22 protein-coding genes are annotated in these 25,261 nt (G+C 64.5%); 14 read left to right on the top strand and 8 right to left on the bottom strand.

What is annotated here, in order from left to right; all coding sequences use genetic code 11:
• Nucleotides 1–3 precede the first annotated feature (3 nt).
• The 4 genes from ACSU1L_RS04745 to ACSU1L_RS04730 all read left to right on the top strand — a co-directional run bounded on the left by ACSU1L_RS04745 (nucleotide 4) and on the right by ACSU1L_RS04730 (nucleotide 4,670).
• Entirely contained in the window at nucleotides 4–1,185 is a 1,182-nt protein-coding gene (locus ACSU1L_RS04745) for a hypothetical protein (RefSeq protein ID WP_438253498.1), read from the top strand.
• 84 nt (nucleotides 1,186–1,269) lie between these two features.
• Nucleotides 1,270–2,346: a glycosyltransferase gene (locus tag ACSU1L_RS04740; protein WP_439254879.1), complete on the top strand. Its 1,077-nt coding sequence runs from the start codon at nucleotides 1,270–1,272 to the stop codon at nucleotides 2,344–2,346.
• Nucleotides 2,347–2,394: 48 nt separating this feature from the next.
• Nucleotides 2,395–3,546, top strand: a complete 1,152-nt coding sequence (locus tag ACSU1L_RS04735) for a glycosyltransferase (protein ID WP_438253500.1) — start codon at nucleotides 2,395–2,397, stop codon at nucleotides 3,544–3,546.
• Nucleotides 3,543–4,670 (top strand): glycosyltransferase family 1 protein, encoded by a 1,128-nt coding sequence (locus ACSU1L_RS04730; protein ID WP_438253501.1) that lies wholly within the window; start codon nucleotides 3,543–3,545, stop codon nucleotides 4,668–4,670. The genes ACSU1L_RS04735 and ACSU1L_RS04730 overlap by 4 nt, the downstream gene beginning before the upstream one ends.
• Nucleotides 4,671–4,674: 4 nt before the next feature.
• Here ACSU1L_RS04730 and wecB read toward each other — a convergent pair whose 3' ends face one another.
• Nucleotides 4,675–5,742, bottom strand: a complete 1,068-nt coding sequence (gene wecB, locus ACSU1L_RS04725) for a non-hydrolyzing UDP-N-acetylglucosamine 2-epimerase (RefSeq protein WP_438253502.1) — start codon at nucleotides 5,740–5,742, stop codon at nucleotides 4,675–4,677.
• Nucleotides 5,743–5,794: 52 nt separating this feature from the next.
• Here wecB and ACSU1L_RS04720 point away from each other — a divergent pair, with 52 nt between their 5' ends.
• The 3 genes from ACSU1L_RS04720 (at nucleotide 5,795) to ACSU1L_RS04710 (ending at nucleotide 9,927) form a co-directional block, all read left to right on the top strand.
• Nucleotides 5,795–6,865: a glycosyltransferase gene (locus tag ACSU1L_RS04720; RefSeq protein ID WP_439254878.1), complete on the top strand. Its 1,071-nt coding sequence runs from the start codon at nucleotides 5,795–5,797 to the stop codon at nucleotides 6,863–6,865.
• Nucleotides 6,866–6,980: 115 nt separating this feature from the next.
• Nucleotides 6,981–8,561: a cell wall-binding repeat-containing protein gene (locus ACSU1L_RS04715; protein WP_439254877.1), complete on the top strand. Its 1,581-nt coding sequence runs from the start codon at nucleotides 6,981–6,983 to the stop codon at nucleotides 8,559–8,561.
• A gap of 70 nt (nucleotides 8,562–8,631) precedes the next feature.
• A complete protein-coding gene (locus tag ACSU1L_RS04710; RefSeq protein WP_439254876.1) occupies nucleotides 8,632–9,927 on the top strand; it encodes a nucleotide sugar dehydrogenase in 1,296 nt (431 codons plus the stop codon).
• Nucleotides 9,928–9,949: 22 nt separating this feature from the next.
• Here ACSU1L_RS04710 and ACSU1L_RS04705 read toward each other — a convergent pair whose 3' ends face one another.
• Nucleotides 9,950–11,035 (bottom strand): Fic family protein, encoded by a 1,086-nt coding sequence (locus ACSU1L_RS04705; RefSeq protein ID WP_439254875.1) that lies wholly within the window; start codon nucleotides 11,033–11,035, stop codon nucleotides 9,950–9,952.
• Nucleotides 11,036–11,142: 107 nt separating this feature from the next.
• Between ACSU1L_RS04705 and ACSU1L_RS04700 the strand changes: the two genes are divergently transcribed.
• Nucleotides 11,143–12,501 (top strand): DUF222 domain-containing protein, encoded by a 1,359-nt coding sequence (locus ACSU1L_RS04700; RefSeq protein ID WP_439254874.1) that lies wholly within the window; start codon nucleotides 11,143–11,145, stop codon nucleotides 12,499–12,501.
• Nucleotides 12,502–12,528: 27 nt separating this feature from the next.
• On the opposite strand, the gene ACSU1L_RS04695 is transcribed toward ACSU1L_RS04700, so the two are convergent.
• The 3 genes from ACSU1L_RS04695 to rfbA are packed head-to-tail and all read right to left on the bottom strand — an operon-like array spanning nucleotide 12,529 to nucleotide 15,805.
• Complete coding sequence (locus tag ACSU1L_RS04695) at nucleotides 12,529–13,941, bottom strand: sugar nucleotide-binding protein (protein WP_439254873.1); 1,413 nt, start codon at nucleotides 13,939–13,941, stop codon at nucleotides 12,529–12,531.
• The gene (gene rfbB, locus ACSU1L_RS04690; protein ID WP_439254872.1) at nucleotides 13,938–14,936 is read right to left on the bottom strand and encodes a dTDP-glucose 4,6-dehydratase; all 999 of its coding nucleotides are present in this window, start codon (nucleotides 14,934–14,936) and stop codon (nucleotides 13,938–13,940) included. Before rfbB ends, ACSU1L_RS04695 begins: the two co-directional genes overlap by 4 nt.
• Complete coding sequence (rfbA, locus tag ACSU1L_RS04685) at nucleotides 14,933–15,805, bottom strand: glucose-1-phosphate thymidylyltransferase RfbA (RefSeq protein ID WP_439254871.1); 873 nt, start codon at nucleotides 15,803–15,805, stop codon at nucleotides 14,933–14,935. Before rfbA ends, rfbB begins: the two co-directional genes overlap by 4 nt.
• A gap of 103 nt (nucleotides 15,806–15,908) precedes the next feature.
• Here rfbA and ACSU1L_RS04680 point away from each other — a divergent pair, with 103 nt between their 5' ends.
• The 3 genes from ACSU1L_RS04680 to ACSU1L_RS04670 are packed head-to-tail and all read left to right on the top strand — an operon-like array spanning nucleotide 15,909 to nucleotide 18,986.
• Entirely contained in the window at nucleotides 15,909–17,843 is a 1,935-nt protein-coding gene (locus ACSU1L_RS04680; RefSeq protein ID WP_439255045.1) for a DUF6541 family protein, read from the top strand.
• A 19-nt stretch (nucleotides 17,844–17,862) separates the two neighbouring features.
• Nucleotides 17,863–18,603 carry a glycosyltransferase family 2 protein gene (locus ACSU1L_RS04675; RefSeq protein ID WP_438253510.1) on the top strand — a complete coding sequence of 247 codons (741 nt, stop codon included), beginning with the start codon at nucleotides 17,863–17,865 and terminating at the stop codon, nucleotides 18,601–18,603.
• Nucleotides 18,600–18,986, top strand: coding sequence for a DUF2304 domain-containing protein (locus tag ACSU1L_RS04670; protein ID WP_438253511.1), 387 nt, complete (start codon nucleotides 18,600–18,602; stop codon nucleotides 18,984–18,986). Before ACSU1L_RS04675 ends, ACSU1L_RS04670 begins: the two co-directional genes overlap by 4 nt.
• On the opposite strand, the gene ACSU1L_RS04665 is transcribed toward ACSU1L_RS04670, so the two are convergent.
• Complete coding sequence (locus tag ACSU1L_RS04665; protein ID WP_439254870.1) at nucleotides 18,971–19,984, bottom strand: glycosyltransferase; 1,014 nt, start codon at nucleotides 19,982–19,984, stop codon at nucleotides 18,971–18,973. The two genes, ACSU1L_RS04670 and ACSU1L_RS04665, sit on opposite strands and share 16 nt — an antisense overlap.
• A 57-nt stretch (nucleotides 19,985–20,041) precedes the next feature.
• Here ACSU1L_RS04665 and ACSU1L_RS04660 point away from each other — a divergent pair, with 57 nt between their 5' ends.
• The 3 genes from ACSU1L_RS04660 to ACSU1L_RS04650 are packed head-to-tail and all read left to right on the top strand — an operon-like array spanning nucleotide 20,042 to nucleotide 23,015.
• Nucleotides 20,042–21,019 (top strand): glycosyltransferase, encoded by a 978-nt coding sequence (locus ACSU1L_RS04660; RefSeq protein WP_439254869.1) that lies wholly within the window; start codon nucleotides 20,042–20,044, stop codon nucleotides 21,017–21,019.
• Nucleotides 21,016–22,269, top strand: a complete 1,254-nt coding sequence (locus ACSU1L_RS04655) for a lipopolysaccharide biosynthesis protein (protein WP_439254868.1) — start codon at nucleotides 21,016–21,018, stop codon at nucleotides 22,267–22,269. Before ACSU1L_RS04660 ends, ACSU1L_RS04655 begins: the two co-directional genes overlap by 4 nt.
• Nucleotides 22,266–23,015, top strand: a complete 750-nt coding sequence (locus ACSU1L_RS04650; RefSeq protein ID WP_439254867.1) for a glycosyltransferase — start codon at nucleotides 22,266–22,268, stop codon at nucleotides 23,013–23,015. The genes ACSU1L_RS04655 and ACSU1L_RS04650 overlap by 4 nt, the downstream gene beginning before the upstream one ends.
• On the opposite strand, the gene ACSU1L_RS04645 is transcribed toward ACSU1L_RS04650, so the two are convergent.
• Nucleotides 23,012–24,088: an acyltransferase family protein gene (locus ACSU1L_RS04645; protein WP_438253516.1), complete on the bottom strand. Its 1,077-nt coding sequence runs from the start codon at nucleotides 24,086–24,088 to the stop codon at nucleotides 23,012–23,014. The two genes, ACSU1L_RS04650 and ACSU1L_RS04645, sit on opposite strands and share 4 nt — an antisense overlap.
• Entirely contained in the window at nucleotides 24,085–25,221 is a 1,137-nt protein-coding gene (locus tag ACSU1L_RS04640; protein WP_439254866.1) for an NAD-dependent epimerase/dehydratase family protein, read from the bottom strand. The genes ACSU1L_RS04645 and ACSU1L_RS04640 overlap by 4 nt, the downstream gene beginning before the upstream one ends.
• Between the last annotated feature and the right edge of the window lie 40 nt (nucleotides 25,222–25,261).

The raw sequence follows: 25,261 nt of genomic DNA, 5'->3' as shown, positions 1-25,261 counted from the left end.
GGTATGTTGCCCTCCGGACTCGCGGCGGTTGCCGGGCGAGCAACCCGGTTCGTGCCGGAGGGCCTGCTTGTCCGAGTCCTGCCGAGAAAGCTGCGATACGACCCCGGTGAGACTCCGATCGCGCACCCGCCAAACACGTCCGTACGACTGTTCATCGGTCCGGTCAACTTCGCGGGGCAGGGATGGCAGTGGGCGCGCGCAGCTGAACGTCTGTCGGGCGTCGGGGCAGTGAGCATGGCCTACCGAATAGGGACCGAGTTCGGATTCCCGGTCGACCAGACAGTTCCCGCACCCGCCTACGTGCTCTCGCGGAGCTGGCAGCGCCGTCAACATGACGCGGTGTCGAGTGGTTTCAGCCATGTTCTCGTCGAGGCCGGACGCAATCTGTTCGGCCGGGTCTACGATCAGACCGTCGAATCACAGGTGCGCGAGCTCATCGATCGTGGCATCAAGGTCGCGATGATCGCGCACGGCAGCGAGGTCCGACTGCCGAGCCGCCATGCAGCGGCGCACTCCGATTCGCCGTTCGCCGACTCGGAGTGGGACCAGGTGCCGATCTTCGAGAAGCAAGCAACCGAGAATATCGCGCTGCTCGAGCGCCTTGATCTGCCCGTCTTCGTCTCGACACTCGGTCTGCTCGAAGACTTGCCGACCGCGCACTGGCTGCCCGTGGTCGTCACCCCGGATGCGTGGTCCGGGGGCGCGGCCCCGCTTCAGCAGGGGCTCCCTGTGGTAGCGCACGCGCCGAGCAGTGGGCGCATCAAAGGTTCTGACCTCGTCGATCCAGCGCTGAGCCGACTCGAGGCGGAGGGTGTCATCGAGTACCTCCGAGTCACTGGTATCCCGGCCGCGGAGATGCCGGGCATCTACCGGCGTGCTGACATCGTGCTCGATCAGTTCCGAATCGGTGACTACGGCGTCGCCGCCTGCGAGGCGATGGCGGCCGGCCGTGTTGTCGTGGGTCATGTCGATCGCGCCGTTCGCCGTTCGGTGCTTGCGCGCACCGGGCTGGAGCTTCCGATCGTGCAGTCGACGGGCGCCGACATCGAGCAGGTGGTGCGCGACCTCATCGCTGATCCTGACAATGCACGACGCAGTGCCGAACTCGGGCCCGCATATGTGCGCGCCGTGCATGACGGCCGACGCTCAGCAGCGGCGCTCAGCGGCTTCCTCGGGGTCGGCTGAGTGGCATCCGGCAGAACAACCGCGCGCGACAGTTCTCCCAGCGGCGGTTTGGACGCGAGGCATGGGCCTGGGAGAATTCACTTCATGCCCAGCGTGCCAACGGTGGACGTCGTGATCGCCGTACACGATCCGTCCAGACCGCTTATTCGTGCCGTGCAATCCGTACTGCACGACGGCGTCGACGGTGTTCGCGTCATCGTCGTCTGCCATGGCCTGTCCATTTCGGCATTCGCCGACGCACGAGCCATGTTCGCGGCGTCTCCGGTCGAATGGATCGAATTCTCCGACGGTGTACGGTCGCCAACCGGACCGTTCACGCGCGGTCTTCGCGCAGCGACAGCGGACTATGTCACGATCATGGGATCCGACGACTTCGTCCAGCCGGGAGCGGTCGCGACCGCGGTCGCCCACCTTGGCGCTGATGCTCCTGATGCGCTCGTGCTCCCGCTCCAGCACCAGTCAGGCGAGATACTCCGAAATCCGCTCACCCGACGAGGACACGTCCGCTCGCTCGATGGGGTTCGAGATCGACTCGCATACCGCACAGCGCCGCTTGCGTACCTGCGGCGCGGCATCCTCGACGAACTTGATCTCGAACTCACTGCGGATGTGCCGGCGGGCGAGGATATCGAGTTCTCCGCGAAGCTTTGGTACTCGGGTGCGCGCATTGATTTCCATCCTTCCGACCCGGCATACGTGATTGGAGCGGATGCCGAGACACGCGTCACCGCGGCGCCGCGTGGCGCCCGCGTGGAGCTTACGGCGTTGCGGTTGCTCTTGACCAGGGAATGGCTCACCACGGCTTCCGCGTCGGTACGCAGGAGTCTGATGATCAAAGTGCTGCGTATCCATGTGCTCGGTCCCGTGCTGCGACGGGCATCCAGCAACACACTCACGACGGACGACCTCCATGCATACGCGGAGGTCGTGCGCGCCGCACTGAGAATCGCGCCGCGTTCGTCGCGCCCGTTCTCTCGTGCGGACCGAGATGTCCTCGACGTGCTGGCGACAACGCCGCTCAATTCCGCAGCGGCCCTCGCAGCGGCGACAGCGCACACCTCCGCCGGTCGCATTGCCCGGTTGATCCCGCGCAACCCATTCGCCGTTGTGGATCGTGAGGGCTCTTTCCGCCGCTTCCTGCGCTACCGGAGTTGGCCGTGAGTACGTCTTGCGAAATCCGGACGCCCACTCACCGAAACGGACTCACCCGTGACTGAAAATACGCCTGCCCGCCAGCGCCTGCTGATCCTCTCGTTCTCACCGATCGCGGGCGATGCACGGGTACTCAAGCAAGTCGCCGAGTTCGCGGACCGCTATGAGGTGATCACCTGCGGGTACGGCGCGACTCCCGATGGGGTGGCCCGTCATATACGAATCCCGGATGAGGAGCGGATAAACGATCTCAACGGCAGGCTGATCACCCTTCGCTGGTACTCGCGAGCGTATTGGCGACTGTCCGCCGTGCGGTGGGCGCGTTCTGCACTTGCGGGATTGGACGTCGATGTGGTCATCGCCAACGACGTCGAGGCCGTTCCGGTCGCCCTGAGGGTTCGTCCGCGTTTGGGCGTGCACGCCGATCTCCACGAGTACTCACCTCGTTTACATGAGGAGATACCGGTCTGGCTGAAGCGGATCAAGCCGTATTATGACTGGCTGTGCCGACGCTATGTCGCCAAGGCGTCGTCCTGGTCGACTGTCAGCACAGGGCTCGCTCGTGAGTACGCTCGGGAGTTTGGCTTCGAACCTGTGATCGTGACTAACGCCGCGCCCTACGCTGCACTCGTTCCGCAACAGGTCGACACGCCGATCAAGCTCGTGCACAGCGGTGCTTGCCTGAAGAATCGCAATCTGATGGCGCTGGTTGATGGCGTCGATGCCGCCGGCGGCGCCGCCACCTTGGATCTCTACCTCACGCCGAATGATCCCGGACATCTCGAGGAGCTGCGTCGGCGCGCTGCGCAGTCGGCTTGGGTGGAGGTGCGCGAACCTGTGCGGTATCAGGAGCTCGTGCAGACGCTGAATGGCTACGATGTCGGCGTCCACCTGCTTCCTCCGGTCAACTTCAACAATCAGTGGGCGCTGCCGAACAAAATTTTCGACTATGTGCAGGCTCGCCTCGGCGTAATCGTCGGACCTTCGGCCGAGATGGCCGCTGTCGTCAACGCGAACGGTATCGGCGCAGTCGCTGAAGACTTCAGCGCCCCTGCGCTGCGCGACGTTCTCATCGACATTGACGTGGAGACCGTTGTGGAGTGGAAGCAACGCTCGGATGCGGGTGCCAGGGCGCTGTCTGCGGAAACGCAGGTCGATATCTGGGCGGAGTGCGTGGACCGGTTGATGGCGGGGGAGGCAGATCGATGACGAATGCGGACAACCGACGACGGCTTCTGATCCTGTCGTTCTCACCGATCGCGTCGGACGCGCGGGTGCTCAAGCAGGTGCGGCTCTTCTCCGACGATTATGCGGTGACCACCTGCGGGTACGGACCGGCGCCACTGGGCGTGGTCGAGCATCTTGCGATCCCGGACGAGCTGGCGATCTGGCGTTACGATCGCCTGCTCGTCGCCTTGCGTCGCTATCGGCGTGCGTACTGGCAGAACCCAGCCATCGTCGCAGCTAAGAATCTGTTGGCTGGGCAGGAATTCGATGCGGTGCTGGCGGATGACGTCGATGCAGTCGGCCTCGCGCTGGCGATACCATCCGGCGGCGTACATGCCGACCTACACGAGTACTCGCCGCGGCAGAAGGAGGATCTGCTGCGCTGGCGGGTGTTCGTTGCTCCGTTCATGCGCTGGATGTGTCGGAGTTTTGTGAGCCGCGCGAAGAGCACCACGACAGTCGGGCATGGCATCGCGCGGGAGTACCGGCGCAGGTTCGGGTTCGAGGCTGCTGTCGTGACAAACGCGGCGCCGTTCGTTGAACGGAGTCCGCAGCCCGTACACGAGCCGATCCGGCTGGTCCACAGCGGTGCCGCGCTTCACGATCGCAACATCATGATGATCGTCGACGCCGTGGATGCCGCATCGGGTGGCTGCACACTCGACCTGTATCTGACCCCGAACGATCCCGCATACCTGGATGCGCTCAGGGCGCGCCAGAACTCGCGGATCACCGTGCATGAGCCCGTTCCCTACGACGACCTCAACGAGACGCTCAGCGGCTATGACGTGGGTGTGCATGTGCTGCCGCCCGTGAACTTCAATAACCGGTGGGCGCTGCCGAACAAGTTCTTCGACTACGTCCAGGCGCGGCTCGGACTGATCATCGGACCGTCACCAGAGATGGCGCGCGTGGTGCATGAACGCGGGTTGGGTGCCGTTGCTTCTGACTTCACAACGGAGGCGCTCACGCGGGAAATCGAGAGACTGGACGCAGCCCACGTGGCGCAGTACAAATCGGCTTCGGGTGCGGCCGCCCGTGAGCTGTCCGCAGAAGGACAGGTGATCGGCTGGCGCACCGCGATTGATGGGATCGCGGTGCGCTGATCGCTCAGCGGACGGCGTTCTGCAACTCGGCGATGACGCGCTCGGCTGCGTGACCATCGCCATAGGGCGCTGCGCTGGTCGGCTGCGGCGCTGGACGAGTGACGGCGGTCGCGATCTCCTCAGCCGTGTTCGCGAGCACGTTCCAGCCGAGGTCGATGGTCTCCACCCATTCGGTTTCGGGGCGAACGGTCGTGCACGGAACACGGAGTAGGAACGCCTCTTTCTGCAACCCGCCCGAGTCGGTGACGACGCCCCGGCTCGCGAGCACCGCCGAGATCAGCTCGGGATAAGCGAGTGGGGCGTGCGCGATTAGCGACCCCTGGGTCAGCTCGATGCCGTGCGCGGCAGCCTTCGCGACCACGCGCGGGTGCGCCAGCAGGATCACTGGATGCTTCAGAGAGCCGAGGGCCTGCGCGATCTCGGTGAGGCGGGCTGGATCGTCTGTGTTCTCCGCGCGGTGGATCGTTGCGATGTAGAACTCACCCGGAGCCAGCCCCAGTTCCTCCACGAGCACAGAGGGGGTCTCGGCGACCGTATCGCGCACCTGGAACAGCACGTCGGTCATGACGTCGCCGACGAGTATTGAGCGCCCAGCGAGCCCCTCGTTGGAAAGGTGGCCCATCGCGACCTCGGTCGGTGCCAGACACAGGTCGGCCGAATGATCTGTGAGCACCCTGTTGTGCTCCTCGGGCATGCGGCGGTTGAACGAGCGCAAACCAGCCTCGAGATGCGCGAGAGGGTAGTGCAGCTTGGCGGCGCTCACGGCGGCGGCAAGGGTGGAGTTCGTGTCCCCGTAGACGAGTACCCAGTCAGGGGAATACTCCTCGAAGACGGCGTCGAGGGCGCCCAGCATGGCACCGGTCTGCACGCCGTGGCTGCCGGATCCGACGCCCAGGTGCACATTCGGTGCGGGGATGCCGAGGTCTTCGAAGAACACGTCCGAGAGCATCGGATCGTAGTGCTGACCGGTGTGGACGATCACATGATCAACGCCGGCGGCGGCGGCAGCCTTTGCGATCGGAGCAAGTTTGACGAACTGGGGGCGCGCGCCCACGACGCTGATGACCTTCACGTGCACTGATTCTAGCGGAGGAGCCCTGGACCTACGCTGGTAGCGTCGAGGGGTGCATCTGTCTTCACCCGAGGTCGACCTTGTCATCGCGGTCCACGACCCGAACCGCGAGATTGCTCGCGCAGTGGGATCGGTACTCAGCTCGTCCGCAATCGCACGGGTGATCGTGGTCTGCCACAACACTCCCGTGCGGAGCATTGCGGAGCGGCTGGGGGACTTTGCCGCGGATCCGCGGGTGGTCCTCGTGCCGCTCGATGACGGGATCCGAAGTCCATCGGGGCCGTTCAACCGAGGTCTCGAGCTCGCCGAAGCGCCGTTCGTGTCCATCATGGGCTCGGATGACGAGCTTGCGCCCGGTGCCGTGGACACGTGGCTTCGCGTAGCTCATGAATACTCGGCGGAAGTGGTGATCCCGGTTGTGCGGTACGCCGGAGGTGCGCGGATGCCGACCCCGCCGACTCGTCCCTGGCGCACGGGTGCTCTGGATCCGATACGCGATCGACTCGCGTACCGCACTGCGCCCCTCGGCCTCGTCGCCCGGGAGCGCTTCGGGGGATTACGGATGACGCCCGGTCTCGCCAGTGGCGAAGATCTCGACTTCTCTACTCGGCTCTGGTTCTCCGGTGCATCCATTGCGAGGGTTCGCGACGGAGCCGAGTACTTCGTGCACGATGATGCCGAACGCGTCACGTTCACCCGGCGGCCGGTCGCGGAGGATCTCGAGGCTGTGCGACGGCTTATCTCTGATGACTGGGTGATGGCGTTGCCGGAGCGCAGCCGGGAGGCGATCGCCGTGAAGCTCTGGCGTCTTCCGGTTTTTGGGGCTGTTCACTACCGCGCCGCGAGCTGGAATGCGGGGGATCGGGTCGCACTCGCGGATGCAGGGGGAGAGCTGGTGCGGTTCGCTTCGTCGGCGCAGGACGTTCTCTCGCGCGCCGACCGGGAACTTGTGCGAGGCATCCTCGATCCCGCTGTGGCGGACGATGATCTCGATGGCGCGTCCCGCGCGAGGCGGAGGTTCATGACCCCGGCGGCACTCATCCCTGTTCGAGTGTCTCGGTTCGGCGCGCGCGAGGCGCCGTTGCGCTTCGCCGCGGCAACCTGGCTGACCAGCCGACACTGAGCAGCGAAACCGCACCTTTGGGCTGAGCATGGTGGGGACCGCTGTGACGGCCCCGATGCTGTTAGCGTGTCGGATGGCTGTGGCGACCAGAAGGCCGCGCCGTGGAGAGGCTGAAATGTCGAAAGCGCGTGTCCTGGCGTTTGCGCTGAGCGCGTTGATCATCTCGAGCGCGGCGGCGGTGGTGTCGACACCGGCGTATGCGGGCACCGCGGCATCAAGGATCGCCGGTTCAGACCGTTACGAGACCGCCGCCGCGGTCTCACAGGCGGCCTTCGGCGATCCGAAGGCGGTGGAGGTGGTATTTGTCACCACAGGGGCATCGTTCGCCGACAGCCTGAGCGCCGGTCCCGTGGCGACTGTACGCAACGCCCCGGTGCTGCTTGCGCACAACAACGGGCTGCCGCGCGCGACGATCGATGAGCTCCGTCGGCTGTCGCCAAAGGAGATCGTCATCGTCGGCGGCACAGGTGTGATCTCGAGAAGCGTCGGCGATCAGCTGAAGAGCTATGCGGCGACTGTGACACGAACCGGCGGAGCCGATCGCTATGACACGTCGCGACTGGTGGTGGAACAGGGGTTCCCGAACGGCACGGGCACTGTCTATGTCACGGCCGGACGCACGTTCGCCGATGCCGTTTCGGGCGGCGCTCTCGCCGCGGCGAAGAGCGCACCGCTGTTGCTCATCGACCCGGCACTGCCGCGCCTGGACGCCGCGACAAAGCAGACGCTGGGGAAGCTCGGAGCATCACGGCTCGTAGTCATCGGTGGGCAGGGTGCGCTCTCGAGCGCATTGGCACAGGAAGCAGCTGCCGTCACCGGGGCGAAGCCGTCGAGACTGGGCGGAGCGGACCGCTACGAGACCAGCGCCGTGGTTGCGGGCGAGTTCGGTGTGATCGACGAAGTGCTTCTCGCCACCGGCACTGATTTTCCTGACGCGATCTCGGCGATCCCGCTGGCGGCGCGGCGCGGAGCACCCGTCGTGCTCACGATCCCGTACTGCGTATCAACAACGACAGCCAGAATTACCAGCCAGCCATCGGTCAAGACGCTAACCCTGATTGGCGGCGTCGGTGCACTCCGCGGTCTCGTCGGCAACCAGCACGGCTGCTTGAGCACGACGGATCCCCACAGCCCCTGGCTGGTCGTGAACAAGAAGCGTCCGCTTCCGTCGTCCCATGAACCGGCCGATATGCGTCCTGTCAACGTGCGTAACGTCGGCGGAGGATGGATGCGTCGGGAAGCGGCCGGAGCTCTCGAACAGCTCTTTGCGCACGCGAGCGCAGAGGGGGCGGGCGCGATGGGGAATGCCAGCGCACATCGTTCGTACTCGTACCAGCAGCAGCTGTTCGACAGTGCTGTCCGTCGCAAGGGCATAGCTCAGGCCGAGATCGACACTGCTCGGCCAGGATTCAGCGAGCATCAGAGCGGCATGGCCATCGATGTCGTCGCCTGCGGCAACGGATGCGGAAGTATCTATGGGTTCGGCGGCACGCCGCAGAGCCGCTGGGTCAACGACAACGCGCATCGTTTCGGGTTCATCGTCCGCTACGAGCCTGGCTACCAGCACATCGCCGGATACATGAGTGAACCGTGGCATCTGCGCTATGTCGGCGCTGCCTTGGCAACCGACTACAAGGCGGGTGGCTTCCACACCCTGGAACAGTACTTCGGACTCCCGGCTGCGCCGCACTATTGATCGGTTTCGTGACGAGCGCGGCTGGGTGCCCGCCCAGCCCATCGCTGATCGCGCGCCTAGAATAGAACCCATGCGCATTGCTGTCGTCGCCCTTGGAAAGATCGGGCTTCCCCTCGCCGTCCAGTTCGCCTCTTCGGGGCATGATGTGATCGGCGTCGACGTCAATCAGAAGGCCGTTGACACGATCAACGCAGGTCTCGAGCCGTTCCCTGGCGAGGCCCACCTGCAGGAGAAGCTCGCCGAGCTGATCCCTGCTGGCCGTCTGCGCGCCACCACCGACTACGCCGAAGCGATTCCGGGTGCGGATGCTGTCGTGCTTGTTGCCCCCGTCTTCGTCGACGACGAGACGTGGGAGCCCGATTTCAAGTACATGGATGCTGCGACGCGATCCCTCGCCGAGCACCTCACTCCTGGCACCCTCGTCTCCTATGAGACGACCCTGCCGGTCGGCACCACGCGCAACCGCTGGAAGCCGATGATCGAATCCGGATCCGGCCTCACCGAGGGCGTGGACTTCCATCTCGCGTACTCGCCGGAGCGTGTGCTCACCGGCCGTGTCTTCGCCGACCTGCGCAAGTACCCCAAGCTCATCGGTGCGCTGTCGGATGAGGGCAATCGTCTGGCTCGCGAGTTCTATGAGGCCGTGCTGCAGTTCGACGAGCGGCCCGACCTTCCCCGGCCCAACGGCGTGTGGGACCTCGGCACCACGGAAGCATCCGAGATGGCGAAGCTCGCCGAGACGACATACCGCGACGTCAACATCGGGCTGGCGAACCAGTTCGGCCTGTTCGCCGCGGCCAACGGTATCGACGTCTACAAGGTGATCGAGGCGTGCAACTCCCAGCCCTACAGCCACATCCACCGTCCAGGGATCGCCGTTGGTGGTCACTGCATCCCGGTGTATCCGCGCCTTTACCTGTCGACAGACCCGGATGCTGACATCGTCCGCGTTGCCCGCCAGCTGAACGCGTCGATGCCCGAGCGTCTGGTTGCCCAGGCTGCGGGGATCCTCGGGGATCTCACCGGACAGCGTGCTGTCGTACTGGGCGCTGCATACCGCGGGGGAGTGAAGGAGACGGCGTTCTCCGGCGTCTTCCCGACGGTCGCCGCGTTGAAGGATCGTGGTGCGGATGTCGTTGTCCATGACCCGCTGTACACCGACGACGAACTGCGTGCCCTTGGCCTTGAGCCGTATGCGATGGGCGGCGAGGTGGATCTCGCGGTCCTGCAGACGGATCACGCCGAGTACAAGCAGCTTGCGCCAGCGGCCCTGCCCGGTGTGAAGCTGCTTGTCGATGGTCGCGCGGCGACGGATGCCGATCTGTGGGCCGGCACGCCGCGCATCGTCGTCGGCACCGCTGCCTGAGTAGACGGCGTCCGGTAGCGTCTCAGCCGCGCCGGCGTCGCGCCCTCACGCCGAACGCATCGAGTGCGGCGAGAACCTCAGGTGCTTGCCAGATGCGGTTCCGCCTGCCCGTGCTGATCTTGGTGAGGATGCCGGCATCGACGAGCCGGTCGATCGCCCCCTGCGCTGCGACCTCGCTGATTCCCAGTTCGGCTGCCGTGGTCTTCGTGTTCACGACTGGCTGACGCAGCAAGTACTTCTTCACCAGGTGCACCGAAGAGTCGCTCCGAGCGATGACCTGGCTGTTCCAGTGCGTCTCTGCGGTCTGAATATCGTTCACGAGCGCGCGGCCATTTGTCACAGCTGCGAATGCCGCCTCAGCGACGATCGCCACGATGACGTCCGGGCGGCCTGCCCGATACTCGGTGAGCGCGTCGAAGTACGCGTCGGTGTCCTGCAACAGCCCCGCGGAGACCGGCACAGTGACATTGCGAGTTAGCCGGCCATGACGGAGCATTCCCTGCAGGAGTGCGCGCCCGGTTCGACCGTTGCCGTCAGGAAAGGGATGGATCGTCTCGAACTGTGCGTGCGCGATCGCCGCCTGCGCGAGCACGGGCACATCGGTGCGCCGTGCGAAGCCGACCATGTCAGCGATCAGAGCAGGAACCCGACTCTGATGTGGTGGTACAAATATCGCGGCATGCGGAGATATGTTCCCGCCGCCGATCCACACTTGCTGTTCCCGCCACCGGCCGACGAACTCTGGTGCAGTATCCCGCAGCAGCGCATCCTGCATGGCGAGGATCGAGCTCTCATCGAGTCTGTCTGACAGGGCGATAGCTGCGTTCATGGCACGAACATTCGCAACAACCAGTTGTGCGTTACTGGACCTCGATTCTCCGATCTCGGCGAGGGCCACCTGCTTGGCGCTGGAGGTGAGGTTCTCCACTTCTGAGCTGGATGCGGACTCACTAAGCAACAGGATTGCCGCGAAGGGCGCAGCGATCATGCCCGCTTCGGTGTCGAACCGTGCCAGCTCCTGGCTTGCATCATCTGCCAGCGCGAGCGTCGCGGCAGCAAGTTCCACAGGGGCATTCGCGATGAAAGCCGGGACCGCATTCGTGGTCATCACGCGATCATACCAAAGGCTAGTCGTTTAGCCTTTGGTATGGAGTCAGTCACCTTCTCGCACATCGTCGAAAGTGCAATGTCCGTGGTCCGGTGTTCAATGAAGTTATGACCGAATCGACGATGACGGCCCCGGAGCAGCAGGTGCTCCTCGGCGACGTCGTGTCGACTCTGATCACCGTTGAGCGCACGATCCAGCAGATGAACGCGCTGCGTTCCTCGTTGCTGGCCACGGCCGACACGATTGCTGATCATGACGAAGACATTACTGATCTGAGGTCCCGAGAACTCGCTCATCGTGCCGTCGCAGCCGAGATCGGCGCGGCAATACGGGTCTCCGACCGCACCATTGAGGCGCAGATGGGCGATGCCGCCCTGCTTCGTGATAATTTCCCGCTTACGGCCGCGGCGTTCAGTAGGGGAGAAATCTCCGCCGCTCATGTCCGGGTGATCACTGAGGCGGGGGCTCCGATTGAAGATGCGTCACAGCGCGCAGCTTACGAGAAGGCGGTACTTGCTCGAGCGCTCGAGGAATCTCCGAACCGGCTACGTCCGTATGCGAAGCAGCTCTCGGAGCGGTTCCGTGAAACATCGTTCGCGGATCGTCATGCCGAGGCTCGTAAGAAGCGCGGCGTCTGGACACGCACGTTAGAGGATGGGCAGAGCGACCTCGGAATCTCTGGTTCCACTGCTGTGATTCGTGGGATCTTCGAGCGTCTCACGCAGATGGCGTTCGCAAAGAAGAAAGAGAACGACCGCGCGGCGAAAGAACACGCGGGCGATCCAGACTTCACACCGGACACCCGGACGCTCCGAGAGATTCGTGCCGATATCGCCGCTGACCTGCTGCTGACTGGCACTCCCACCGGACACGACGCCGGGGACAGCCTCTTGGGTGCCATTCAAGCCTTTGTCGAGGTGACGATTCCTCTGCTCACGCTCACCGATCTAAACGACACGGCACCGCCGGCACATCTGGAGGGTGTTGGTCCGATCGATCCCGACACGGCACGTATTCTCGCCGGAAACGCACCCGGATGGGATCGGGTGATGACAGATCCGATCAGTGGGGCTGTTCTCGCCGTTGACCGATATCGCCCGAGCGAAGAAATGCGAAGACACCTCCGGGCCCGGGATCGACGATGTCGATTTCCCGGATGCCGGATCACCGCCCGCAAAACCGACGACGACCACACCGTTGATCATGCCCTGGGCGGCGCAACCGACATCGACAACCTCTCGGGCAAGTGTCGCCGGCACCATGTCACGAAGCACCACACCCCGTGGAAGGTTAAACAGCTCCCAGGTGGTGTTTTGGAGTGGACCAGCCCGATCGGCCACGTCTACGTTGATCGCGCGCCGGGCGTGACCGGGCATGTGACCTTCGAAGATGTCGCACTGCGAGTGCAGGGCCCGGTTACACCCGAGAATCCGTGGCACGACGGCGAAGGAAACGCACCGTTCTAACGACGATGCGTGGACATATCACACGGCCTAGCGGCCGAGGTACTCCGCCAGTGCTTCTGCGCCGTCACGGGGAAGGAACCCGGTCGCGGTGATCTTCGTCAGATCGAGGACGCTGTTCAGCGGGCGTGGCGAGACCGGCGTGGTTGCATTCGCAAAATAATCCGCGGTGGTGACGTCGCTGACACGCTCCGGGTCGTGGCCGGTGACACGGTAGACGTCGCGCGCGATGTTGGCCCAGGAACGGGGCTCACCGCTGCTGGTGACGTTGTACGTGCCGTACGCGGCGCCCGAATCCAGCAGATGCTGGATGGCAGCGGCGATGTCGGTGGTGAATGAGAGCCGGCCGATCTGGTCGCTGACGACCTTCGGATCGACGCCGCGTTCGGCGAGCGATGCCATGGTGCGCACGAAGTTGTTGCCCTCGCCGATCACCCACGAGGTTCGCACGATGTAGTGGCGGGCCACGGTGACAGCCGCAATGTCGCCGGCCGCCTTGGTCTGTCCGTATACGCCCAGCGGCGCGAACGCCGCATCCTCGGTATAGGCGCCGTCGAAGCTGCCATCGAACACGTAGTCGCTGGAGACGTGCACGAGCGTGATGCCGTTCGCATCGGCGATGCGGGCGAGCGCGGCGACGGATGCTGCGTTCGCCTGCCACGCGGCCGCACGGCCTTCTGCTGTCTCGGCTGCATCAACGGCCGTGTATGCGGCAGCGTTGATGATCGTGCCGTAGTCGCGCCAGCGGCGTGCGGAGACGAGATCGGGAGAGGTGACATCGAGCTCAGCACGGGTGACGTACTCGATGTGTGCGGCATTGCCGAGACGCCCGCGCAGCGCGAGGCCGAGCTGTCCGCCAGCGCCGACGACGAGTGTCTTTCGCGGAGAGACCGGAGATACCTCAGCCAGACGCGGGTGGGCCTTGTCCTTCTCGGAGATCTCCACCTCGCTGAGTGGAATCGGCCACTCGATCGCCGCAGTCTCATCGGCGAGGTTCAGGAACGCGTATTCGGCATCGGGCGACCAGTGGTCGTTCACCAGATACGCGTACGCCGTGTTCTCTTCGAGCGTCTGATAGGAGTTGCCCACGCCGCGCGGGACGAAGATCGCTCGTGACGGGTCGATCTCGGCAGTGAACACTGCGCCGAACGTGGGCCCTTCACGAAGGTCCACCCACGCGCCGAAGATCCGACCGGTAGCAACGGACACCCATTTGTCCCACGGCTCGGCATGGATGCCACGGGTCGTGCCGATCGCGTCGTTGAAGGAGATGTTGTTCTGGACGGGACCGAAGTCCTCCAGCCCCAGTGCGGTCATCTTCTCGCGCTGCCAGTTCTCCTTGAACCAGCCTCGCGAATCACCATGCACGGGCAGGTCGAACAGCACCAGACCCGGAATCGTGGTCTCGATCTGCTGCAGCTGCTTGCCAAAAATCTCGCTCACTGGCCTTTTCCTGCGTAGAAGGCTTCGGTGGCGTCTTTGGATGGCGCCCACCAGGACTCGTTGTTCCGGTACCAGTCGATCGTTGCGGCAAGGCCTGCTTCGAAGTCGGCGAACGCGGGCATCCACCCGAGCTCGGTGCGCAGTCTGGTCGAATCGATCGCGTAGCGCAGGTCATGACCTGCCCGATCGGTGACATGCTCGTACGCATCGGCGGGCTGACCCATGATGGTCAGGATCAGTTCGACAACGTCCTTATTGTTCTTCTCCCCGTCCGCACCGATGAGATACGTCTCCCCGTTCACACCCTTGTTCAGGATCGTGAGCACGGCAGAGGAGTGATCATCGGCGTGGATCCAGTCGCGCACGTTCTCCCCGGCCCCGTAAAGCTTGGGACGGATGCCGCGGATCACGTTCGTGATCTGACGCGGGATGAACTTCTCCACATGCTGGTACGGACCGTAGTTGTTCGAGCAGTTCGACAGCGTCGCGCGCACCCCGAACGAGCGCACCCACGCCCGCACCAGCAGGTCGCTGCCGGCCTTGGTCGACGAGTACGGTGACGAGGGGTTGTACGGGGTGGTCTCGGTGAACCGCTCCGGGTCATCCAGCTCCAGATCGCCATACACCTCATCCGTGGAGATGTGATGAAACCGGGTGTCATGCTTCCGGGCGGCTTCCAGCAGCGTGTACGTGCCGATGATGTTCGTGTCCAAAAACGGGCGCGGATCATCCAAGGAGTTGTCGTTGTGGGACTCCGCGGCGTAGTGCACCACCGCATCCGTGGTCGCGAACAGCTCATCCACCAACGGCGCATCCGTGATGCTGCCATGCACGAACGTGACCCGATCCGCAGGCAGTCCCGTCAGCGACTCACGGTTGCCCGCATACGTCAAAGCGTCCAGCACAGTGACATGGTCATCGGTGTTCTCGATGACATGGTGAACGAAGTTCGACCCGATGAAACCGGCCCCACCGGTCACAAGCAGACGGCTCATACGTGTCCTCTCTTGAGCAGATCCAACAGGTACGTGCCGTACCCACTCTTCACGAGCTTCTCCGCCCGCACCCGCAACTCGTCATCGGTGAGATATCCCTGACGCCACGCGACTTCTTCGGGCACACCGATCTTCAACGCCGTGCGGCGCTCCATCGTGCGCACATAGTCCGCAGCATCCGTCATCTGATCAAACGTCCCGGTATCCAACCAGGCAGTGCCGCGCGGAAGAACCTCGACCTGCAACTTGTCGCGCTCCAAATACGCCCGGTTCACGTCCGTGATCTCATACTCACCCCGCGCACTCGGCGCGAGGTTCCGGGCGATCTCCACAACATCGTTGTCATAGAAATACAGGCCAGGCACGGCGAAATTGCTCTTGGGCACAGCAGGCTTCTCCTCGAGAGAGATTGCTTTGCCTGCGCTGTCGAACTCGACCACGCCATACGCTTCGGGCTCCGCGACCCAGTACGCGAACACCGCACCACCGTCGATGTTCTCAAACCTCTGCAGCTTCGAACCCAGCCCCGGCCCGTACAGCAGGTTGTCACCCAGAACCAGCGCGACACTGTCATCGCCGATGAAGTCCGCACCGATCGTGAACGCCTGAGCCAACCCATCGGGAGACGGCTGCTGCGCGAACGTCAGATTGATGCCGAACTGCGACCCATCACCCAACAAACGCTCGAAATGCTCCGCATCATGCGGCGTCGTGATCACCAGAATGTCCCGAATGCCCGCAAGCATTAACGTCGACAACGGGTAATAGACCATCGGCTTGTCGTATACCGGGATCAACTGCTTCGAGACACCCAACGTAATCGGGTGCAACCGGGTACCAGAACCGCCCGCAAGAATGATGCCTTTCACGTGTCCATGGTGTCATATTGCTCGCAGTCGATGCGCAGGCTGGCGCAAGCACACGGACTATTCTGTTCAGTGGCCACGGCAGGAAGGTAAACGCTTCGTGGAGATGCTCGAATTACTGTGGCCGGTGCTTGTGGCGCTCGCGCTGTTTGCGGTCCTGGGTTGGACGCTCGCCCGACTGATCGGGTTGCGGGGCCTCTGGGCCGCTGCCGCGGCCCCGGCATTTTCCACCACCGTCGCCGGCGTCGGCAGCACGGTCGCCGGCTGGATCGGCATGCGCTGGTCAGTTGTGCCCGCATTGGGCGTTGCTGTTCTGATCGGTGTGGTGATCGTCATCGTCCGCCGAGTGACGGGTTCACGCGAGGTCGTGCGGTTCCCGAGGCGGTATCGCTGGTGGACGCTCGGCGTGCTTGCTGTGACCGGCCTTGCCATCGCCCTGCTGATCTTCCGGGTGCTCGGTACACCTGATGCGATCTCGCAGACTTTTGACAACATCTTCCATCTGAACGCCATCCGCTACATCACCGAGACCGGCATCGCCTCGTCTCTGCAGTTGGGCCAGATGACGAGCCCGAGTGGCGGAATCCCGTTCTATCCGGCTGCCTGGCACGCGCTGGCGGCGATCGTGATGCAGCTGAGCGGTGCGAGCATACCGCTGGTGATCAACGCCATGTCGTTCTCGGTTGCTGTCGTCGTCTGGCCGGTCGGCGCTCTACTGCTGGCACGCGTGCTGCTCGGCTCGGCACCCTCGGTGATGGTGGGCGCGGGGATCGTCGCGGCCGCCGTTCCCGCCTTCCCGCTGCTTCCGATGGACTTCGGCGTGCTGTATCCGTACCAGCTCGCACTCGCGCTTCTTCCGGTGACGCTTGCCGCAACCGCATCGCTGCTGGGAATCGGACACCACGCTAAGCGTCTGCCTGCCGGCTGGTGGGCTCTGGTGCTGATCGGTGCCCTGCCGGGGCTCACCCTTGCTCACCCCGGAGGATTCGTCGGTTGGCTCGCGCTGAGTGCGCCGATGTTCGTCGTGTTCGGCGTGCGGCACTGGCGCGCATCGACGTCGCGCTCGAGGCGCATAGCGGTGATCGTCGCGGCGCTCGTCTACGTGGCGGCCGGCATGCTGCTGCTGCGTGCCTTGCGTCCACCGCTCGCAACACGCCAATGGCCGACCGAGTCGGGGATGGGCGAAGCCATCTGGCAGGTGCTGACAGTGACGCTGTTCTACCCGGCTGGCGCCTGGCTCGTCGGCATCTCGATTCTGGTCGGCCTCTACTGGGTGGTGCGTGAGCGCAGCGGCGAAGTGATGATCGCAGCGGGCATGTGGTTCATCGGCGCGGTGCTGTTCGTCGCCGCCGAGGCTCTGACCTGGGGAAACCTGCGCGATGCCCTCACCGGCAGCTGGTACAACAACTGGCCGCGTCTCGCTGCGCTGCTGGCCGTTGCGCTGGTGCCGTTGGCAGCACTCGGAATCGCGCGCACAGCGGATGCCGTCACCGCCGTCGTACGCCGGCGCCGGGTACCCGCAGCCAAGCGACTGACCCTCGCGATCGCAGCATCCGTCATCGCCTTCCTCGTCTTCCATATCCAGGTCACGCCTCAGGCCGAGGATTGGGCGAACAACGTCTACGGCGCCGATGAGGACTCCTACCTGCTCACCGCTGATGAGACAGCGCTGTTGGAGCGGGTGGATGAGATCGTGCCGCAGGATGCCGTCATCGCCGGAAGCGCCTATACCGGTGCGAGCCTCGCCTATGCCCTCGCGGATCGCCAGGTGCTGATGCCGCACGCGCTGATGGACATCTCACCCGATCTGGAGCTCATCAACGAGCACCTGGCCGACGCCGTCGACATGCCCGAGGTGTGTGCGGCTATCGATGCTCTCGGCGTCGATTATGTCCTGGACTTCGGTGCCGATGAGGTTCACGAAGACGATGAGAACCCGCTTCCCGGTGTGCAAGAGCTCCAAGACTCACCCGCCGTGCAGCTGGTCGACAGCGAGGGCGATGCGAGACTGTATAAGGTGATCGCCTGTGGGCGCGGCTGAGCTGATAGGGGACCGAGGAATGACGCAAGGGCAAGATCGCGTCCTCGTGCTCGTACCCGCATGGAACGAGAGCCGCAACGTCGGTATCACCGTCAAAGAGATCCGTGCGGCCTCAGCAGACTTCGATGTCGTCGTCATCGATGACGGCTCCACCGACGAAACCGCTCGCGTCGCCCGCGAGGCGGGTGCTGTCGTGCTGTCTTTGCCGTTCAACCTCGGTGTCGGCGGTGCCATGCGCACAGGATTCACCTATGCGGCACGGCATGGATACACCCGCGCGATTCAGGTGGATGCTGACGGGCAGCACGACCCAGCCGATATCGAGCGCGTTCTCGCCGGTCTTGCCGAGGCAGACATCTCGATCGGTGCGCGCTTCGCTCAAGTCGGCGAGTACACCGTGCGGGGCCCGCGCCGCTGGGCGATGCTGGTTCTCGCCCGTGTCGTCTCGCGAATCGCCAAGACACGACTCACAGACGTGACCAGCGGTTTCCGCGCAGCCAACCGTCGGGCGATCGAACAGTACGTCAGCTATTACCCCGCCGAGTACCTCGGCGACACGATCGACTCGCTTGTCGCGGCTGTGCATTCGGGCCTCAGCGTTGCGCAGGTCCCCGTTGCGATGCGGCCGCGTGCACATGGCAACCCCAGCCAGCACCCGGTCGGCGCCGCCGTCTATCTGTTCCGCTCGGCTTTCGCGCTGCTGCTTGCCGTGATGCGAAATCCCGCTCGGCGCTCTGAGCCGAAAGTGAGCGCAGCATGATCGTCATCGCGGGAATCGTCCTCGCCGCCGTCATCATCGCCGTCGTGCTGTGGATGCTGCTGACCCGCCGCCTGCGCGAAAAGTACGCGGTGCTGTGGCTGCTGATCGCGTTGGTCGTGCTGGTGATTGGCCTCTTTCCGGGCATGTGGGAGGGGCTCACCCAACTACTCGGCGTGCAGCTGCCCTCGAACCTGCTGTTCGCCGCTGCGCTGCTGCTGCTGCTCGGCGTGACATTTCACCTGTCGTGGGAACTCAGCAGCGCTGAGGACGAGATCCGACGGCTGGCAGAGGAGTCCGCGCTGCAGCGTGCCGAGATCGAGGATCTTTCCCGTCGGATGCAGCAGTGGGAGAACCAGGCAGGCGGCGGTCAGTCAGAGGACTGAGCGGCCATACGAGCCGCGGCCCGACGTCCACCGCTGAGCGCACCGGCGAGCCAGCTCGCCCGATACTCGAGCACGAATCTCCGCGGCACGTCGCCGTCTCGCTGAGCTGACTGCAGCAGCCTGTTCAGCGCGCCCCAGCGTCGTCCGGCACCGAACAGAGCATCCATGCCGGGGGCGATCGAACTGCGTCGCGCCTGGAGAGTGTCGAACATGATCTGGCGCCAGCCGACATACGTCCAGAACGTCATTCGCGCCAGTGCCCGGGGCGATCGCGATCCTTCGTAGCGTTCGGCGAGGCCCAGGACGTTGCGCACCGATGCGGCGATGCCGGTCTTCTCCAGGCGGCTCGGGTCACCGAAGACATTCGCATCGTGCTGCACATAATCCTGTACGACGTCGTCGACGATGCGCGTTCCGCGGTGCGCGCCCGCCACGACGGCCAGCCAATGGTCGTGGGTCGCGACACGCGTCGACACCCGGGGGAACGGCAGCGCATCATCGAGAATCTCGCGATCGAAGAGGCACAGCGAACCGGTGAATTGGTTGGACAGCATGGTGAGCACAGCGCCATGGTCTTGGCGGTCGGTGACACCGGTGACGGTGCCGGACGGGTGCTGCACGAGCCGTGCCTGTCCCGAGATCAGCGAGACGTCATCGAGGTGAGGGAGGAGCCTCTCGAGCTTGTCCTCGTCCCAGCGATCGTCCTGGTCGCAGAGCGCTATCCACGCGGCATCCCCAGCGACCGCCCGCAGGCCATGCTCGAAGTTCAGATAGAAGCCGCGCCGAGAGTCATCGCCGATGACGCGGAAACGCTCATCAGCGTTGGTGAGCTCGGCGACAAGTGCTGCCACCGGCGCCCGTTCACCATCGACGGAGATGATGCACTCCCAATCGCGCACGGTCTGCGTTTGTAGGGAGCGCAGCTGGACGCTGAACAGCTCCGGATCGGGGGAGTAGGCAGCCAGCACGATTGCGCCGAGGCGGCGTTCGGGACTCATCGAGCGCCTTCCTGTTCTGAGGTTCGCATCAGCGAATGAGGCTAGTCTAGGTGGGCGATGAAACCGAATCTCCACGCGCCGGTATGGGCGGTCTTCTCCACGTATCGGCCGGGTGCATCGGCAGAGCGTGCGGTGGCCTCTGTCATCGATCAGGTCGACGGTGTCGTCGTCGTCGACGATGGCACGGGACCAGACGCGGACGATGTACTCGTCCGTCTGGCAGATCGCGGCGTCATCGTCGTGCGTGAGTCGGAGAACGTCGGTATCGCGCAGGCACTGAACGACGGTATTCGCGCTGCCCGTGACCGCGGTGCCCGCCAAGTTGTCACGTTTGATCAGGATTCGGTCGCAACGGCCGGCTTCATCACCACGCTGGTGGCCGCTGCGGCGACCGCGAGCGCTGACGGCGTGCGCGTGGGCGTCGTCGTCCCCGAATTCTTCGCAGCCGTTCGCCAGGCGCGCGGCGAGAGCGCGCCGGTGTACGCACCCGCGGCGAACGTCATCCAGTCGGGCATGCTGATTCCGGCATCCGTCATCGACGCCGTCGGCGACCTGCGGGCCGACTTCTTCATCGATCTGGTCGACACCGAGTATGAGCTGCGGCTGCGCCGTGCGGGTTTCACGGTGCTCGCCGCTAGCGGCATCCGTCTGGGGCATGCCCTGGGCACTCAGTACCGGCGTGAGCTGTTCGGGCGCCCTGTGCGCCTGCCGGGCATCCCGCCGGAGACCACACTCAGCACGCCGTTCCGCTACTTCTACCGGGTGCGCAACCGTATCGTCCTGAACCGCGAGTACCTGTTCGCTGCCCCGAAGCAGATTCTGCGCGACAGCCTCCTCGACGGCATCCATTTCGTCAATGCACTGTGGGTAGCTCGCCCGCGACGTGCGCTGTGGCGGGTGTACCGCGCGGCGATCTCTGCGGCCGTCCGCGGTCGGATGGGGCGGATGCCCGCAGGCCTCGCACCGATCGCTGCGACCGTCACCTGGAACGCTCCGGTGTTTGAGGCTCCTGTGCTCGAGGGGGAGCAGACGTGAGCTCGGCCGGCATCCGCGGCGTAGCGGGGCGACTGAGCGGCTTTACCGTCTCGGTGATCATCGTGACGCTGCTCGGCATCGTCGCGATCCCGTTGCTGACCGACACCGTCGGAGAGGCCACGTGGGGCACGCTGGTGCTCATCCAGACCGTCGCCCAGTTCGGCGGCATTCTCGTCGCCTTCGGGTGGGGAGCGGTGGGCGCGGCGAGCGTCGCCAGCATCGCCGAGGAACGACGCCCTGCCTTTTTCCGCCGCTCGCTGCAGGCTCGCGCCGTCCTGTACGCATGCGTGTTCCCCCTGATCGCGCTGCTGCTGATCGCGCTCACCCACGGGGATATCGGCATCTCGATCCTCGGCGCTGCCGTCTACCTGCTGCCGTACCTCGGTGCGAACTGGTACTTCACCGGCGAGGGGCGCCCGAAGCGGCTCCTACTCTTCGACACCGTGCCCATCGTCATCGGCGGTGTGCTCGGGCTCGTCGGGGTCTGGTTCACTCACGAGCTTTGGGTATACCTGGTCTTCCAGGGGCTCGGCTACCTGGCCGCGGTGAGCATCTCCGCGCTCGTCGTGCATCGCTCGCCGCAGGATGCCGACTTCGAAGACCGCACGCCGTTGAAGACCCTGCTGGCGACGCAGCGGCATGCCGTCTCGGCAACACTGGTGACCAGTCTCTACATCACGCTGCCGATGCTCGCTGTGTGGATATTCCTGCGGCCGTTGCAGCCGATGTTTGCGCTGGCCAACCAGCTGTTCCGGTATGCATCGATCGCGCTGCTGCCCATCCAACAGTTCTTCCAGAGCTGGGTGCCGGCGAACGATGGCGGGCGTCCCCGGCGGATGCGCATCGCGACCGTCGCGGCCATGGGTATTGGGATCATCGGCGGTGCGCTGATCGCGTTCCTCAGCCCTTGGGTATCGACGCTGCTCTCGGTCGGCACCATTTCTGTGCCGCTGTCGGTCTCGCTGCCGCTGGGCGTTGCTTTCGTCGGCATCGCCACTGCCGCCGTGGTCGGCTACGCCAGTCTGGTGAGCCTCGGCCGGGTGCGCGCTCTCGCCGTTTCGACCACGATCGGCGCGGTCGTCGGAGCCCCGCTGATCATCCTGTTCGCGATCCTTGGCTCGGTGCCCGCCGTCGCCTGGGCCGTTGCGATTTCTGAGTTGTGCGTTGGCGGATACCTGCTGTGGGTGCTGCGCACGGCGTTGCGCGAGCACCCCGTGCGTCCCATTGACGCCGCAGAGGAGAGCGCATGAGCGATGTCCGTGTCAGCGTGTGTATGGCGACTTACAACGGTGCCGCCTACCTGCAGGAACAGCTCGACTCGATCCTCGCCGAGTTGGAACCGCAGGACGAAGTCGTCATCGTCGATGACGCATCCTCAGATGGCACCGTCGCGCTGCTGTCAACGGTCGATGACCCGCGCGTGCGCGTGCATCCGCGGGGAAACAACCGCGGGTACGTGCGCACCTTCGAAGAAGCGCTCGGTCTGGCCACCGGCGATGTGCTGATGCTCAGCGACCAGGACGATATCTGGGTGCCAGGCCGTCGCGCATTGTTGGTGGATGCGACGCTCGACCATGCCGTCGCAGCATCCAATCTCGTCCTACTTGGCGACGATTCGCCGTTGCGCTCGCCGCTCACCGGGCGGGACTGGCTGCTGCGCGCCGAGGACGGCGCGCGCACGGCTTACAACCAGCGGCAGATTCTGATGGGCGATGCTCCCTACTTCGGGTGCGCGATGGCGATCCGCCGCGACTTCCTGGCTACGGCCCTGCCGTTCCCTGACTATCTGGACGAATCGCACGACCTGTGGCTCGCCACGCTCGCCAACGCCTGTGGGGAACTGGTCCATGTCGCCGCGCCCACCGTGCGCCGCCGCATCCACGATTCGAATGCTTCGAGCGAGCGCCCGCGCGGAGTCCGTCAGGCTCTGCAATCGCGGCTGTTGCTGGTGCGACTGTGGCGTGAAGCGCGCCGGCGCGCGAGAGCCCGCGCCTAGGCCGGAGCAGGAGCCGGAGACGCTGCGCGGCCGCGTGCGAGGCGCATCACAGGTCGTTCCACGAACAACCAGCTCGCCGTCGCGAGAAGAGCAGTCACGACCGTCGTGATGAGGATGTACACGACGATGCCGAACTGTGCACCGCCGAAGATCAAGACCAGCTGCTGCATCGGCCAGGCGTAGATGTAAAAGCCGTAGGACACGTCGTTTTTGGCTATCCACTGCGGCTGGCGCACGATCGTCGACAGATACAGCAGCGCGTAGCCGAGGAACGGCGCGGCCAGCGGTCCGCCGGCGACGGGCACGAACACCATGAGCACCGCAGCGATCGGGATCGACACGAGGCCGATCAGCGGCACGAAACCCCACCGCTGCACGATGAGGTAGATGAGGGATCCGCCGAGGAAGTACGGCAGCAGGCGTGCGAGCAGCTCGAAGTCACCGTTCAGGCCGCCGGTGATTCCCATCGCGGTGACGATGCGCACGAGGACCGACCCCGCCCACAGCGCCGCGACCAGCAGCACCGAGCGGCGGAAGATGGCCAGAGCGCCCAGTACCCAGACGATCAGATAGCAGATGAACTCGAAGTACAGCGTCCACAGCGAGCCGTTCCACGTGTTGGCGTAGGGGACCGCGCTCAACGACTGACCGATGCCGTAGTGATCGATGTGCAGGAACAGGTTGCCCCAGATGTACTCCAGCGGAGTGGGCCCGGTGGTCAGATACCCGGACAGTGTGCCGTGTGTGGCGAGCATCGCGATCGGCGCGAAGACGAAAGCGGTGACGAGCAGACAGACCAAGAACGCCGGCATGATGCGTGCTATGCGGTGCACGAGGTAGGTGCCGGCATCCGTACGCAGGCGCGATCGTGTGATCAGGAAACCGCTGATGACGAAGAAACCGATGACCGCCCACCCACCGAGATTCTCGCCGTTGAATCCGGGCGACCAGTCGTAGCCCGCGGTGAAGAAAGCGTGCGCGACGAGCACGAGGAACGCCAGGATCAGTCGGAACAGGTTCAGACTGTTGGCGCGGTAGGGGAATTCTCGCGGCTCGTGCAGCGGACGACTCACTTCAGAAGATTCCGCTGGGCCATCTCATCGAGCGAGCGCTGATAGGAGTCCTCTTCGACAGGTTCGGTCAGAACCCATTCGGCGAACTTCTTTACCCCGTCGCGGAACGTCACCGCCGGCGTGAAGCCGAGCAGTTCTGTCATCCGGGTGGTGTCGGCGATATTGTGGCGGATGTCACCGAGGCGGTAGTTTCCGGAGATGTGCGTCGGGACCTCGCGGCCGAGACCTTCGAACAGCGCCTCGACAACCTCGTTCACGGTCGTACCGACGCCGGAGCCGACGTTGAAGACTTCACCGGCCGCAGCCGGGTGCGTGGCTGCGAGATAGGTGGCTTCGACGATGTCGTCGATGTAGACGAAGTCGCGGCTCTCCTCGCCATCCTCGAAGATGTTGATCTCTTTGCCCTGGCGGATGAGGGTGGAGAAGATCGAGAGGATGCCGGTGTACGGGTTCTTCAGCGACTGGCCGGGGCCGTACACGTTCTGGTAGCGAACCGAGGTTCCCTCGATGCCGATGGTGGGGGCGACGGTCATGACCATCGACTCCTGCATCTGCTTAGTGATGCCGTAGACGGATGACGGATGCAACGCCGCAGACTCGTCGGTGGGGATGAGCTCGAGCGCGCCTTCGCCCGGGTGGTGCACGTCGAAGTCGCCCGCCGCCATGTCTGCATCGGCGCGGTGTCCGGGGTAGATGACCCGGCCGTCTTCGGTGCGATATGCGCCCTCGCCGTAGATCGAGCGCGACGAGGCGATCACGACTCGGCGCACCGTGTGCTCCTCGTTAGCGAGAATGTCGAGCAGCTTCGCGGTGCCACCGACGTTCGCGTTCACGTAGCGGTCGATCTCATACATCGACTGACCGGTGCCAGTCTCTGCTGCGAGATGGATGACGATCGTGGCATCCTTCAGCGCACCGCGCAGGTCATCGGTCGATGTGACTGTGCCCTCGATCACACGGGCGACGCCATCGAGCGAGCGCAGCAGGGGAGAGGTGGTCGCAGGGTCCGTCCCATGCACCTGCTGCGACAGCGAGTCCAAAACGGTCACCGTGTGCCCGTCCTGCTGGAAGCGGCGAGCCAGGTGCGAGCCGATGAATCCGGCTCCGCCCGTAATGAGCAGGTGTTCGGCCATGGGGTGAACCTCTCCAGTGATGCGATCTCGTCGTGGCGCC

The sequence above is a fragment of the Microbacterium sp. A94 genome (genome assembly GCF_051842855.1).
In the GTDB taxonomy this organism is placed as follows: Bacteria; Actinomycetota; Actinomycetes; order Actinomycetales; family Microbacteriaceae; genus Microbacterium.
This window is presented reverse-complemented; position numbering and strand designations above follow the sequence as displayed.